The sequence below is a fragment of the Marinigracilibium pacificum genome (genome assembly GCF_012926615.1).
Taxonomy (GTDB): Bacteria; Bacteroidota; Bacteroidia; order Cytophagales; family Cyclobacteriaceae; genus Mangrovivirga; species Mangrovivirga pacifica.
In genome coordinates this window covers 120,408-135,275 of record NZ_JABBNU010000004.1, presented here as the reverse complement: position 1 = coordinate 135,275, position 14,868 = coordinate 120,408, and the positions used below count along the sequence as shown (strand labels likewise).

Annotated in this window: 10 protein-coding genes; 6 read left to right on the top strand and 4 right to left on the bottom strand. The window is 33.2% G+C overall.

Annotated elements, in window-relative coordinates:
* The first annotated feature begins 75 nt into the window (after positions 1–75).
* The 4 genes from HH304_RS07460 (at position 76) to HH304_RS07445 (ending at position 5,794) form a co-directional block, all read left to right on the top strand.
* A complete protein-coding gene (locus HH304_RS07460; RefSeq protein ID WP_169679725.1) occupies positions 76–444 on the top strand; it encodes a VOC family protein in 369 nt (122 codons plus the stop codon).
* Positions 445–609: 165 nt separating this feature from the next.
* The gene (locus HH304_RS07455; protein ID WP_169679722.1) at positions 610–1,761 is read left to right on the top strand and encodes an aminotransferase class V-fold PLP-dependent enzyme; all 1,152 of its coding nucleotides are present in this window, start codon (positions 610–612) and stop codon (positions 1,759–1,761) included.
* 6 nt (positions 1,762–1,767) lie between these two features.
* Positions 1,768–5,439 carry a BamA/TamA family outer membrane protein gene (locus tag HH304_RS07450; protein ID WP_169679719.1) on the top strand — a complete coding sequence of 1,224 codons (3,672 nt, stop codon included), beginning with the start codon at positions 1,768–1,770 and terminating at the stop codon, positions 5,437–5,439.
* A 70-nt stretch (positions 5,440–5,509) separates the two neighbouring features.
* Positions 5,510–5,794 carry a hypothetical protein gene (locus HH304_RS07445; RefSeq protein ID WP_169679716.1) on the top strand — a complete coding sequence of 95 codons (285 nt, stop codon included), beginning with the start codon at positions 5,510–5,512 and terminating at the stop codon, positions 5,792–5,794.
* Between the two features lie 13 nt (positions 5,795–5,807).
* Here HH304_RS07445 and HH304_RS07440 read toward each other — a convergent pair whose 3' ends face one another.
* The gene (locus tag HH304_RS07440; RefSeq protein ID WP_169679713.1) at positions 5,808–8,216 is read right to left on the bottom strand and encodes a GAF domain-containing protein; all 2,409 of its coding nucleotides are present in this window, start codon (positions 8,214–8,216) and stop codon (positions 5,808–5,810) included.
* A 168-nt stretch (positions 8,217–8,384) separates the two neighbouring features.
* On the opposite strand from HH304_RS07440, the gene HH304_RS07435 reads away from it, so the two are divergent.
* Positions 8,385–9,494, top strand: a complete 1,110-nt coding sequence (locus HH304_RS07435) for an alkene reductase (RefSeq protein ID WP_169679710.1) — start codon at positions 8,385–8,387, stop codon at positions 9,492–9,494.
* 77 nt (positions 9,495–9,571) lie between these two features.
* A complete protein-coding gene (locus HH304_RS07430; RefSeq protein ID WP_169679707.1) occupies positions 9,572–11,764 on the top strand; it encodes an FUSC family protein in 2,193 nt (730 codons plus the stop codon).
* A 26-nt stretch (positions 11,765–11,790) separates the two neighbouring features.
* Here HH304_RS07430 and HH304_RS07425 read toward each other — a convergent pair whose 3' ends face one another.
* The 3 genes from HH304_RS07425 to HH304_RS07415 are packed head-to-tail and all read right to left on the bottom strand — an operon-like array spanning position 11,791 to position 14,831.
* On the bottom strand, positions 11,791–12,756 hold the full coding sequence (locus HH304_RS07425) for an L-histidine N(alpha)-methyltransferase (RefSeq protein ID WP_169679704.1): 966 nt from the start codon (positions 12,754–12,756) through the stop codon (positions 11,791–11,793).
* Between the two features lie 5 nt (positions 12,757–12,761).
* Positions 12,762–13,949: an ergothioneine biosynthesis protein EgtB gene (egtB, locus tag HH304_RS07420; protein WP_169679701.1), complete on the bottom strand. Its 1,188-nt coding sequence runs from the start codon at positions 13,947–13,949 to the stop codon at positions 12,762–12,764.
* Between the two features lie 18 nt (positions 13,950–13,967).
* Positions 13,968–14,831, bottom strand: a complete 864-nt coding sequence (locus HH304_RS07415) for a hypothetical protein (protein ID WP_169679698.1) — start codon at positions 14,829–14,831, stop codon at positions 13,968–13,970.
* Between the last annotated feature and the right edge of the window lie 37 nt (positions 14,832–14,868).

Genomic DNA, 14,868 nt, shown 5'->3' with positions numbered 1-14,868 from the left:
AAATTCAATTTTAGATTGAAATAATTATAATAGAGCCGGTTACGTTTAATTTATCACATAAAAATGGGGGGTGATATGAGATTAGGACAATTCCTTTTGAGCCTAAAAGTAAAAGACATAATGGAAAGCATACGCTTTTATGAACAACTTGGTTTTGAGGTAGTTGACGGAGGACATACAAACAATGGATTCCCGGATAACAACATTACAAAATGGAGAATATTAAGAAATGAAAATCTCGAAATCGGACTATTTCAAGGACTATTTGACAATAATATATTAAAATTCAATTCAAATGACATTTCAAAGTTAAGAGATGAATTCAATAAGTCAGGAATAAAGATTATTGATGCGAAAGAAGATTCATTTTCAAATCAACTATCTTCCTTAACATTAGTTGATCCTGATGGAAACACAATTAGAGTAGACAGAAGCAAGTTATAATTTTTTATATTAGACTGAAGCTATATTAATATTCGACACCATAATAGATTTAATAATATCACTAGAATATTATACTAGCAACCAATTTTAGTTAAACCATAACATTGGTTTATTGATATTCTTTGTGTAAATTTTTACCTGTCATATACTCTTAAAAATCCCTTAATGAATTGTCAAAAGCATTTATTTTCGTTAGATCACGATGAAGTTTATCTGAATTGCGCATATATGTCACCATTGTTGAATTCCACTCAAGAAGTTGGAATTAAAGGCATTAGGCAAAAAGGTGTACCTACAAGAATCTCAACTGATGATTTCTTTCAAACAGAAAAAGATATTAAAAATCTGTATTCAAATCTTATAAATTGCTCTTCAGATCAAATTGCTATAATTCCTTCAACTTCTTATGGCCTTGCGTCTGTTTTTAATAATATAAAAGGCCAAACCGGACAGGAAATCATAATAGTAAAAGATGATTTTCCAAGTAGCTATTACACTGTAAATGAATGGTGTAAGAAGTGGGATGTAAAAATGGTGATTGTTGACAAACCAGATTTGAATACTGAACAAAGCTGGACTGACACGATAATAAATTCAATAAATGAAAGAACTTCTATTATTGCAATACCTACGACTCATTGGGTTGATGGAACACGCTTTGATTTAAAGAAAATAGGCGAAATTTGTCAAAAACATAATATAAAACTAATCGTTGATGGAACTCAATCGGTAGGGGCTGTACCAATTGATGTTATGGAATGCAATATATATGCTTTGGTTACTGCATCATATAAATGGATGTTTGGACCATACAATATTGGATTACTATATATTTCTCCTGAATTAAATAATGGTGACCCAATAGAATTTTCATGGATGAATAGAATTAATTCAACCGACTTTACCTCATTAACAAATTATACAGATGAATACAATCCCGGAGCATCAAGATACAATGTAGGTGAATTCAGTAATTTTATTTTATTACCGATGTTAAAAGATGCTTTATTACAGCTAAACTCATGGACTGTCGAAGCAGTAAATGATTATTGTTCCTCACTTACAAGCCCAATAATTAATCACTTTAAAACAAAGGGATACCTATTTAATAAAGTTGAAGAACTTGAAAATCATCTTTTAGGAATTAACCTGCCTTCAGACAGTAGACTAGACGCAAATACTATTGCTCAGAAATTGAAAGAAAAGAAAATTTCAGTATCGGTAAGAAAAACTTTAATCAGAATTTCTCCAAATGTCTATAATTCGGAGAATGATATAGCTAAATTCATTGAAATATTAGACAAATTTGATCTATAACAACCGATGAAAAGAATAGTGGTACAATTCTTTGAAAGATTAAGCTTTCCATTTCTATTTGTATTAACATTTTCTACATTATTTATCGATCTTCATGGGCAGGAATTGAAAATAATTCTCATTGGTGATGCCGGTAAATTTGAAACTGATGATAAGCACCCGGTAGTAGATCATGTTCTATCTAAATATAACAATGATATTCAAAAAGAAATTATTTTCCTTGGAGATAATATTTACCCATTGGGACTCCCTTCACCCGATGACAAAAATTACAATGAGTATAGAGAAATATTAGATAGACAAATACAAACAACTGAGCTCCCGAATTCCCAGGTGTCATTTATTCCTGGAAATCATGATTGGGCTAAAGGGAAAAGATATGGTTTATCACAGATAATCAATCAGCAGAATTATGTAAATGCTCAGAATAAGGATAACCTTTACTTTTATCCCAATAATGGCTGCCCGGGGCCAGAGTTTAGAGTTATAAATGATAAAGTCATAATAATCTATATTGACAGTCAATGGTGGTTGCAATCACAAGACACAAGACTTGGAACCGATAGCGATTGTGAAAATAAAACTGGAGAAGAGGTAATCTTAGCAGTAAATGACCTGCTTATCCAACACAAAGAAAAAATCAAAATCATTGCAACTCACCACCCGGTTTTTACATATGGTGAACACAATGGGGCTTATACCGTCAAAGATCATATTTTCCCATTAACTGCTTTAAACAACAATTTATATATTCCATTGCCAGGTATAGGATCAATCTATCCACTATACAGAACATGGTTTGGTAATATACAGGATAGTCCACATCCCGTTTATAAAGAATTAAGTAAAAATTTACACGAACTTCTAAAGAGGCATCCATTTACAGTCCATGTTGCTGGCCATGAGCATTCACTTCAGTATATCCAGACAGACAATAGTCATTATGTTGTCAGTGGCTCAGGAGCGAAAACTTCTCATGTTAAAAGAAGAAAAAAACCATCTCTTTTTTCAGCAGAAGAAAATGGGTATGCCGTCTTAGATATAAAAAATAATCAGGTTATTCTTAATTTTTTCGATAGTAATGGTGATTCATTATATTCAAATAAGCTTTTTGACCATGATCTTAGTGCTTTTCAGAAAGGAAAAGATTTCGGCTCAAGACCTGATTTTCCAGAATCAATAGACACACTAATATCACAACAATATGAAGCACCTAAATTCAAAAAAAAGATGTTTGGTGAGAATTACCGTGATATCTGGTCGGTAAAAAATGAATTTAGGGTATTCGATATAACTCAAGAAAAAGGAGGATTAAAAATCATAAAAAGAGGTGGTGGACAGCAAACTAAGAGTTTACGCCTTGAAGATTCATCAGGTATTCAATATGTTCTTAGATCAGTAAATAAATTCCCAGAATCTGCTATTCCCGAGTTATTAAAAGAAACAGTAGCTAAAGATATTGTTCAAGATCAAATATCAGCAAGTAATCCATATGCAGCAATTACTATACCTCCAATGGCTGAAGCTATCGGGATTCCTCATGCAGAACCAGAACTAGTATGGTTACCAGATGACCCTGCACTAGGTATATATCAAAAAGAATTTGCCAACAATATTTACTTATTTGAAAGAAGAGAACCTAAACCACCAAATGCTAATCCTGAAGATTATGATAGTACAGACAAGGTTCTTGAAAATTTAAAGGAAGATAATGACAATTATGTCGATCAGAAGTTGCTACTAAAGGCGAGACTTTTGGATCTAGTAATTGCAGATTGGGACCGCCATGATGATCAATGGAGGTGGGCTCAAATCGATGATGGCAAGGGGAATCGATATATTGCTATTCCAAGAGATCGCGATCAGGCCTACTTTGTAAATGAAGGATTTATTCCAAAAATGGCATCAAGAAAATGGTTAATGCCAAAATTTCAAGGATTTGATAGTGAAGTTGACGATGTAAATACTTTCATGTTCAACGGACGATATTTTGACAGGACATTTCTAAATGAATTAGATAAAAAGGATTGGTTAAAAATTGCGGAAGAAGTTCAATCAGAATTAACTGATGATGTTATTAAATCTGCAATGGAAGAATTCCCCAAGAATATCCCCAATTCAATGGTAGAAGAAGTTGAAACAAAGTTAAAAGCAAGAAGAGATGCATTAGTGGAAAATGCCGTAGAATATTATGAATTCATTTCAAAAGCGGTTGATATCTACACCTCTGATAAACATGAAAAAGTAGAGGTTAAAATTCAGGATGACGGCGAGGTAAGGGTAGAAATAAAGAAAATTACTAATGACAGGGACAGAAAGAAAGTTATCTATGAAAGAAAATTTGATCCGGAAGTAACAAAGGAATTACGATTATACACAAGGGGAGGGGAAGACGTTATTGAGTTTGAAGGAGATTTGAAATCAAAAATCAAAATAAGGGTTTTTAAAGGAGCTGGACAGGATACATTGAGAAATGAAACTCCTGTCAAACAACCAAAAATCATTGTTTATAAAAATTACTATGACTCATTAGGCTATTACGATAAGGGTAAGGGGTGGAAAGTCAAAAAAGAGAAAGATCCATTAGTGTATAATTACGATAGAAAAACCTTTAAATATGACATTCTGCTTCCATTAGTTTCTGTAGAATATAATGTAGATGACGGAATATTTATAGGAGGTGGCCTCGATTACATCAAGCATAAATTCAGAAAATCACCATATGCATTAAGACAACGCTTGTCTGCTAATTATGCTTTCAGAACAAATGCCTTTAATATAAGGTATTCGGGTGATTTCATTGATGTTTTTAACAATGTCGATCTCAACATTATTGCCAATTTTCAGGCACCAAATTATGTTAGAAACTTTTTTGGCTTTGGAAATGAAACAGAAGGAATTGATGAAAGCGATAATGATATATCATATTATAGAGCCAGAGTTAATCAGGCAAATATTGGTATTATGCTAAGTGGCCGATTGGCGAATAAATTTCATCTAAAAGGTGGACTAGCTTATCAGTATTTTAAACTAGATGATGATGATAATGTAGATAATTTTATAGATAATTTACCTCCTGATGAATTTAATGATGATTTTGTTTTTAATGCACGAAATTATATCGGTCTGTCAGGTCAAGTAGTCTATAATGATTTAGACCATCCGGTAATGCCCAAAAGAGGTATACGATTTCTGGCTTCACTTGGTGCATTGAAGGGAATCACTGATTATTCTGATGACTTTGGCTTTGTTTCAGCAGATTTATCCTTTTACTGGACTTTCAAGTTACCGGGGCGAATTACATGGGCTACAAGGTTTGGAGGTGGATATACCTTTGGAGATTATGCTTTTTTCCAGGCACAAACACTTGGAGGTACTGATAACCTTAGAGGATATAGGAGATTTAGATTTTCTGGAGATGGATCATTTTATAACAACACGGAAATACGTACAAGACTATTTAGTTTTAATACCTATTTATTCCCGGCATCAATAGGAATGGTCCTTTTCCACGATATCGGAAGAGTATGGTACGAAAATGAGGATAGTGACAAATGGCATAGAGGATATGGGGGAGGAATCTACATATCACCATTGAAATTAGTAGTATTAACAGTAACACTTGGATATTCTGAAGAAGAATTATTGCCATATGTCACAACCAAATTTCAATTCTGATTTGAAATTATAAAAATTATAATTAACCTTGCACAAGATGTTCAACCAAACATAATCAACATTTTACCAGATGAAAAGTAAGTTAATTGTATTTTTTGCTGCACTTTTTGTTTCTTTTCACACTATTTCTGCTTCAGTTATAATAAGATATACTAATAAGGATACTCAAGCTTATAATATGAAAGTAAATATTGGTGGTAGTGATACAAAAGTAAAATTTTCAGGTAGAGGAACAGGCTCTGTGACTGTTCAAGGAATGGAAACCGAATGTATTATTAAAACTCCATGTGGAGAAGTAAAAGTAAAAAGCGGCGATATTGTTTCTATCCAAAACGGATGTATAGTAGTTTACTAAAATAAAAGAGGGCTTATATGCCCTCTCTATAAATTATACTCTTTCCTTCCTCTTTTTCTTCTCTTTTCGAACTTTTTCTTTCAATTTCAGATTTAGATTTCAAAGAGATCCTTAATGCTTTTAATCCTTGGACTCCTTGCAATGTATCTATTTCCAAATTTTCAACATCATCATCAATTGACCCTTTCTCCTGGAAATACGAAATATATTCGATGTACTCATCCATATCTTCAGGACGACTATAAACTATAGCGACTTTATCAGGTTGTGTCAGACGCTCACCTGTACCTTTTATTAAAGCCTTGTCGATCCTTTTTTTCATGATCTCATATCTAATGTTGTACGATCCTTCTACATCAAATTTTCTTTCATCAATCCTGAATTTAATAGATAAGGGCTCATTATGAACTAAAATTAATTGAGTAGTATCCAATTTATATGGCATTTCCTTTTTGAGATCATTTGTGATTTTAGCAAGCTCAATTAATGTTCTAAGCTGCCAAAACCGCAAATTCTTCAAATACACCTCGTTAAACTGTCTTTCTTTAACTAGTGACTGACCAATATAAATATTATATTCAATACCATCAGTGCGGTATTTTTCAAAATAATGAGGGAATATTTTCTGTACTTCTTTCTGTTCTTTCTCTAAATAATCTGATACAGTGTCATTAATGATCTGCAAACTATCATCAAAGGCTTTCTTTCTGGAATGTATCATTCCTGATTTTGAACTTAAATTATCAAAGTAACTCTTTATTAATTCTTTTAAAGAACTATAAGAATTACCAAGATGCTTGAATAAAGGATTCAATTCATCTACAAGAAAAGAACTAATTGATCTTTCATCTTCAGGAATCAAAATATGTTTAATACCTGAGCGCATTTTATTTATTTGTGACAAATATTTATCCAGTATCGGTAAATCAATTAGCTCAGCAGCTTCCTGTACCAATTTGCCAGCAAGATTTAACTGTTCTTTAAGATCAATATGAATTGATTTGTTTCTTTCAGTTGACGATTGTCTTATATCTAAAGCTGCATATAATGGGTAAACATTCTTAAAGCTTATATCCGGAATTTGTGGGTTATTACCATTTTCTCTTTCAAGTAAAATATCAACTGCGGCTTCGTTAAACTTCCATTCAACAACTGGCTGAATTGCAGTGTAATTTGTTTTAATTATGTTTCTAACATTATTTACAAGTACTTCCGCGCTTCGATGCAAGGCTAACGCAATTACCGGAGTTACCTGATCTAACAGATGAATCATTGTTTCGTTTAAAACATCTTCATTCTCTGATGATATTTCTAATACTCCAACAGGTGATTCATCATAAAACAGAGGATAAAGAATAACCGAATTAATATCAGTCTTATTAAGTTTTCTTAATACAGGGTAAGATTCGGTGAATTGCTGAATATTTTTAATGAACTTAGGCGTCTTGACATGATCTAGTAAATTTATTACTTCCTGATACTCTTCAGCACAGTGACCATCACAAAGTTTACTAATCAAAAAGCTATTTGCCAACCTTCTTTCTGAAAGCATTTGTCTGCCTTCAAAATTTTGAAATGCTGCTATACCAACATTAATTTTCGGACATTGAAGAATGCTTTTTACAGTCAATTGAATTTGCGCAAGAAATTCAGGGTCAGAAAAATCCTGATGAAGCATAAGCTCATTTCTAAGATCTGATATTCCCTGAGTCATGGTCAGATCTCTTAAGGTGATCACTGCAAATCCTTTAAAGACAAACTTATCAAGAGGCAGCTTTTTCATCCAGTTTTCTATGTCATTCACAGATGGCACCTGACCACAAACTATATCTGTATCAATTTGAGGACAAGTATCTTCTTTAAGTTCGACATCCATAAACCTGGAGTCAACATCAAATTGAAAATACTTAAGAAGTCCATTGTTATCAATAAACTTAAATACTACAGGGGCTGAATTTTTAATTTCCTTATTAAAATACCTGCTAAGAATAATTCTATAAGCTTGCGATATACGTGTTATAGTAAGTCTTTGAAGATCAAGCTCGCCAGGCAGAGTCATTTTACCTTCATCATCAAGAAAGTGTTCACTAAAAGCTTTTGAAGAATATAATGGATCAATATCAAAAGGTAAACAGACAGTGTATAACTTATCTGGTGCCTCTGTACTTAATGGAAATAAAGACCCTAAAATGACTTCAAAATCATCTTCAAATTTCAAAACCACATCCTTAGACAAATTATCTCCCCTCAGCTCTGGATTTGAGGATATTCTGTCATACATTTTTTGCAAAATATGACTCCTTCCTGAATTAGGTTCTGATTCTATCGCCTCTTTCCAAATCTTCAGTAATGGTTCAAATGATAACTGAGAATATATTGGTGAGATTTTTTCTGTGCTTGTTATCAGGTCTTGTAAGTTCATTTCATGGTGCTTTGTATATTAAACCTATTTCAACATGTAAGGGTTACAGGGAAATATGCAAATATTTTATGTTCATATATAAAAATAATTAAAATAAAACTAGTAAATATTTAACGTAACTTGTTTACACAAATAACGTTTCAACATAAAAACAAAACTTTTATTTCTATGCATAATGTTAAACCTCTTTTAAAACCATATAAATCCAATATTAACTTAAAAAACAGAGTAGTAATGGCTCCAATGACGCGATCAAGGGCCAACAATGAAGGGAATATTCCAAATGACCTGATGGTTGAATATTATAGGCAAAGAGCAACTGCCGGGCTTATAATTACTGAAGGAGCTCCAATATCACCAAAAGCAATTGGATATATTAATGTCCCGGGCATTTACACTCAAAATCAGGTAGAAGGATGGAAGAAAGTTACCGAGTCGGTTCACAAGGAAGGAGGAACTATCTATGTACAGTTATGGCATGTTGGTAGAATCTCGCACCCTGATTTTCATAATGGAGAACTTCCACTTGCTCCATCTGCTATTAATCCAAATGAGAAATCATTTACTCCGGAAGGGTTTAAAGAAACTGTAACACCAAAAGAAATGACAATTGAAGATATAAAATCAACAATTGAAGATTTCAAAAATGCTGCAGTTAATGCTAAAGAAGCAGGTTTTGATGGCATCGAAATCCATGCGTCAAATGGGTACTTGTTACATCAGTTTTTCGCATCTACATCTAATAAAAGGTCTGACGAATACGGTGGTACTATTGAAAACAGGTCAAAGATCCTGTTTGAAATTTTGGATGAAATTAAGAAGGCTGTACCAGACCTAAACATTGGTGTAAGGCTGAATCCTTCTTTGCATGGGATTTTTGGTATGACTTTAAATGAAGATACCATTCCAACCTTTGACTATATAGTAAATAAATTAAATGATTATGATCTTGCCTATTTACATCTTTCCGAACCTTTTAATGATGTAAGTGAAGTTCCTTTTGCCGAACCTAAAATAGCTGAAAGGTACCGCAAGATCTACAACGGCACTTTGATGATTAATGCTAATTTTGATCAGGAAAAAGGTAATGAAGTAATTGAAAAAGAGAATGCGGATTTAGTTGCGTATGGAAAGTTATTTATTTCAAATCCGGATTTGGTAAAAAGATTTGAATTAGATGCCCCATTAAATGATTACGATCAAAACACATTCTACACACCTGGTCCTGAAGGGTATATAGATTATCCTATGTTGGAAGACAAAGTAGAAACCAAATAGCCCTGATAATTTAGTAAACAAAAAAGCAGGTAATCTTTTACCTGCTTTTTTTGTATTAATTAGTTCTATGTATTTTTATGGCTAATTTAACACTGATGACATTTAGCGTTTCAAAAAAGGAAATAAAGGATTTTTTTAGAGCAGAATCAACGGTAAGTGCACTGAGGGTTGTGATAGGCGTTTTTACGCCAGTTTTATTGCTATTTTACTTTAAAGAAAATCAGTTAGCAATTCAAGTTCTACTGGGAGGTTCATTTATTTCAGCTGTTGATTTAAATACAAATTTTGTCAGTAAGCTGAAAATATATTTAACTGCCTTTATTTTAACTCTGATTCTACATTCATCAGTTATATTATTAGCAGATTCTACAGTTCTATTAAATATATTCCTGGCTATAGTTATTTTTCTTCTTGCATACATAGCGGCCTTTGATTTCAATATGGCTATGTTAGCCTTCTCTGGTTACCTGTCTATTATGTTAGGTTTAAGTTTTTCAGCAAGAATTGAAGTTGATGCATTGAGAGGACACTTATCTGGTGTGCTAACCGGTGAACTGTTATATGTAGCTTATTCAATGATTGTTTTCTATCTGTATAAACCAGTGCTTATAAATAGAAAGATCTCTGATTTATTGAATCTGACTGCTGACTATTTTGACCTGAGACTTAAATATTTAACAACAGATAGCTTTAAAGAGGAAGAAGTATTATATAATCTGGCACAATTCCAGACAGCTCTAAATCCAAAATATGATGAAATAAGAGACTTGATATTAAAGGAGAGGATGGATCTTCTGGGTTCAAAAAGAAAAAACGAACTATACTTATTTATCTTTATTGAGTTGATTGAAATGTTTGAGTTAGCATTAGTAACTCATTTCAACCCTCAAACCTACCAGGAAATTAAGAAAAAATATCCTGGCACGGTTTCAATTGAAGATACTATTGCACAGTTACCCGGGATTCTTCGTGAACTATCTCAATATGTCAGTCAGAAAAAAGGCAAAGTTGTATCAACACCTGATGTTTTTGAAAAATTGAATTATCTCGACAAGATAGTGTCTGAACTAAAACAAAATAAAAATCCATCAAAAGAAGAGGTAAAAGATTTTAGAATAATAAACAGGTTCAACATTTATCTTAAACACCAAATAAATAAGATAGAACGGTTAATTTTTCTCACCTCTGGCAGGGATAACCTTGTTAAAATGGATTTTGATGCCTCACGTAAGCATAACTTCATACCAGCGAGGAAACTTACAAAAGATGCATTTATATCAAACCTGACGCTAGATTCAAGTTATTTCAGGTTTGCAATCAGAATGGCAATCACTTCTGTTACCGGATATATATTAGCTGGGTTTCTTCATTTTCAAAATCCAAACTGGGTGTTACTTACCATTCTTGTAATTATGAAACCAGGGTATAGTATTACCAAAAACCGCTTTAGTCAACGTATTTATGGAACAATTGCAGGAGCCTTAATTGTTTTACCGTTAGCTTACCTAAATATTTCTCCTTTACTGGGAATATTTCTAATGGCAATAGCATTCTTTTTTGCCTTTAGTTTTCTACCTAAAGATTACGTAAAAGCCACATTGTTCTTTACTTTATTTGTTTTACTTCTCTTTGGTGTATTAGTAAGGTTAAATACACAAATAATATTATTCAGAGTTATTGATACAATATTCGGAGGTATTCTGTGCTACATTGCAATACGAACGATTTTCCCATTCTGGGAGCAAAAGAGCATCCCTGTGTTTATCAATGAAGCCTGGTCCTCAAATAAGCAACTTGCATTATATGTACTTGAAGCTATTAAAACAGGAAAAATCGATAAAACCACGTATCGTTCATACAGAAAGGATTCATATGTAAAGATGGCAAATCTGATTTCATCTTATAATCGGTTAATGACTGATCCTAAAGAAAAGCAGAAACTAGAAAAGAATAGCTACAATATAATCATGAACAATTATTCGTTCATGATAACTACTTCATCAATAGGCGTTTATATGACTCAATTTGAACAAAAGGTTTACGATCTTGATTTAGTATCTCCACACGCAGACAAGCTTATTGAAGAATTAAATTATACTAAAGAAATTAAAATATTGACTGCTGAAAAGAATATTCAAACCTCAGTTCCTGAAACTAATATTGAGCCGGATAGCCTTGCTCCGGAAGTACTACATACCCGATTCTTAATAGACCAGATTGAAAGGCTATCTATTCTGAATGAATCAATCAAGTCATCATTTATCTCCTAATATATCAGGGCAGTTTAAGAAGAGATTTACTTTTTAAAAATCACATTGCAAAAATACTGATTACTATCAAAATACTGCCTGAATATCTTTAGTCCTGTATCAGAAGCCATTTTCTCAATCATAGCCTGATCATACTTCTGACTTATTTCAGTATATATTAATTCCCACTTCTTGAACGATACTTTTTTATCAATGGCATTGAAGTGAACAACCTGATCTTTTTGGCTTACAAGGAAACTTTTGGCTTCTCCTGTTTCAGGGTTATAATAAGGATAGTGTTCAAATCCTCTTAAATTAAAATTTGCTTCAAGTTCATTATTTAACCTCTCCAGAAGGTTCAAGTTAAATGCCCTGGTTATTCCTTGTGAATCATCATAAGCAGCCTGAATTTGTCGTGGATCCTTTTTCAAATCAAACCCAACGAATAGCTCATCTTCGGGACGAAGCCTGTTACTCAACTCCTGAATAAAATTAGTAGCATCATCGAGCGTAAAGTTGCCAATATTTCCTCCCATAAACAGCAACACTCGTTTGACCTTGCTTTTATCATCCAGATCATCAAGTGCATCATAAAAACTTTTAGGTTTAGGAATTACAATAAGATCTGGTAAATGCTTATTTAAGCGATTTTCGAGGTCTATCAATACATCAGGAGATATATCAATAGGAATGTATCTGAAACGCGCGTTCTGTACATAAAAATGCTTTAATAAAATTTCGGTTTTTGTTCCATCACCAGCACCAAGCTCGATCAAATCAAACTGATGATCCTTGCCTTCAAAATCATGGAGGAAATTATCCCTGTTTTTCTCAATTATCGAACGTTCAGTTTCAGTAAGATAATATTCAGGCATTTTCATTATTTGCTGAAAAAGCTTATCTCCCTTTTTATCATAAAATAACCAGCTTGGAAGTGATTTATTTTTCTGACTTAATCCATCAATTACAGCTTTAGCCAGAACCTTATCATATGTTTTAGTCTTTGCTTCCATAGGTTTTATTTACATAATCTTATACCTGTAAACTGCCACTGCAATTCAGGATGAAAAAAGTTTCTATATGTTTTTCTGGCATGTCCGGGTGAAGTTGCAATTGAAGCACCTTTTAAGACCATTTGGTTAATCATGAATTTACCATTGTACTCTCCAATAGCACCATCTGCCTTTTTATACCCAGGGTAGGGTCGATATGCAGACCCCGTATGTTCCCAGCGCCATCCCCAATCAAATTGATCGGCTGCCACTTCCCATTCAAACTCAGTCGGTAATCTCATTTTTTTCCATTCGGCAAAAGCTGCTGCTTCATAATGGCTGACGTGTGTCACTGGCTCATCAGGATTTAAAACCTCTAAACCCTTCATTGAATATCGATACCAGTTTTCATTCTTTTTGTGCCAATAGAGTGGTTTTTTAATTCCTGATTCCTGTAAATATGCCCAGGCATCACTATACCACCATTCATGATTTTCATAGCCTCCAGAATCAATAAACTCAAGGTATTCACTGTTTGTTACCAGGCTGTTACTAATCTCGTATGAATTCAGGAATACCTTATGCTGAGGAAACTCATTGTCATAACCAAATCCGTTTCCATCATGACCAATGGTATAAAGTCCTTCTTCAATTTTTATAAAATCGGTGCCATTCGAAAAACGAGCGCTTTCATCAAACTGAGGACTATATGGAGGAAATAATGGATTATGGCCAAGAACGTACTTTATATCTGTCAATAATAGTTCCTGATGTTGTTGTTCATGATTTAGACCAATTTCAAGTAATTCCACCTTATCATCAGGGAAATTCTTAAGTAGGACCTGCATTCTGTCATCAACATATTTTCGATAATCAAAAATAAGTTCAACACCTGGCCTGGTAATATTACCCCGTTCAGACCGGATCATTCTTTCGCCTACTGCTTCATAATATGAATTAAATAAGAATGCAAAGTCAGGGTGAAAACGTTTATAATCAGCTAATAATGGAACCAGCAAAAATTCTTCAAAAAACCAGGTAGTATGAGCAAGGTGCCATTTGGTCGGGCTAACAAATTCAACAGGTTGAACAACAAAATCTTCTTTATTTAAAGGCCTGCTTAATTCAACAGATTTTTCCCTTACACTATTATAGCGATCGGTTAGAGATAATAAGCTTTCAGCGGCCGGATTAATAATTGATTGACTATGCATAAAATATATACTATTCTATTAAACCATTTGTTTTGTAAGACCTGAATAGCTCATTATTCCATCGATTCCTCGATTTAAAAAATCCATAGTAATGTCATATTGAGCTTGTGATCCTGTATAACTTACAATCATGGATAGGGGTAAAATATATCCTTTAAAGTGTTTTTTATTAATTGTCCTTGCATCTGAATCTTCTAAATCTACCAGGCTTCCTTTCTCATCATTTTTCGAAAAATAATTAAGGTAAAAATAAGGCTCATTAGATAAACCATCTGCAATAGATAACCCGACACCAATTGACTTTAATGTCTTGTCATTCTTTACTTCAATAGGAATAACCATGCCTGAATCAAAATGATGTGGCCATACTCTTACTTCACTCGATCCGGCATATTCAGCTGCCAGTTTATGAAGCATTAGATCTGCATTAGACCTACAGTCTGCCCAATAACTTAAATATTTGCTTTTTGGTCTTTCTACTTCCTCATCTGAATCAAATTCATAGGGAAGCTGATAATCATCAGAAGGTTGAAAATGCGATCCGGTTAGTCCGCAGGCAATTAATAAATGTCTCAATAATTCTTCTACCTCTCCAAAAGTTTGATCTTCGGGTAGGATTATAGAGTAATGCCATGGAGCTTCTAGTTTATAACTGAATTCTTGAAAATTAAAGCTGATTCTAACGCCATCAGAAGTCCATCTTCCAATCAATGAACTATTAATTGCATCCCAGCCTAGATTAGTATGACTAAAGTCATCAGCTTTTTCTATATAACTACTTCCAACCCAAGATAAGTATTGTGATAACTTATGCAGGGTAACAATAGTCTTATTCAAACTTTCGCTATGAACAACCTTCAAAGTACGCCATTCATCTGTCATAGGAAAAGATATAGTATTGGTTAATTTTCTTTAAGAT

Coding starts and splice junctions, on each gene's coding strand:
- HH304_RS07460 (WP_169679725.1), top strand. CDS start 76: ATGAGATTAGGACAATTCCTTTTGAGCCTAAAAGTAAAAGACATAATG.
- HH304_RS07455 (WP_169679722.1), top strand. CDS start 610: ATGAATTGTCAAAAGCATTTATTTTCGTTAGATCACGATGAAGTTTAT.
- HH304_RS07450 (WP_169679719.1), top strand. CDS start 1,768: ATGAAAAGAATAGTGGTACAATTCTTTGAAAGATTAAGCTTTCCATTT.
- HH304_RS07445 (WP_169679716.1), top strand. CDS start 5,510: ATGAAAAGTAAGTTAATTGTATTTTTTGCTGCACTTTTTGTTTCTTTT.
- HH304_RS07440 (WP_169679713.1), bottom strand. CDS start 8,216: ATGAACTTACAAGACCTGATAACAAGCACAGAAAAAATCTCACCAATA.
- HH304_RS07435 (WP_169679710.1), top strand. CDS start 8,385: ATGCATAATGTTAAACCTCTTTTAAAACCATATAAATCCAATATTAAC.
- HH304_RS07430 (WP_169679707.1), top strand. CDS start 9,572: ATGGCTAATTTAACACTGATGACATTTAGCGTTTCAAAAAAGGAAATA.
- HH304_RS07425 (WP_169679704.1), bottom strand. CDS start 12,756: ATGGAAGCAAAGACTAAAACATATGATAAGGTTCTGGCTAAAGCTGTA.
- egtB (WP_169679701.1), bottom strand. CDS start 13,949: ATGCATAGTCAATCAATTATTAATCCGGCCGCTGAAAGCTTATTATCT.
- HH304_RS07415 (WP_169679698.1), bottom strand. CDS start 14,831: ATGACAGATGAATGGCGTACTTTGAAGGTTGTTCATAGCGAAAGTTTG.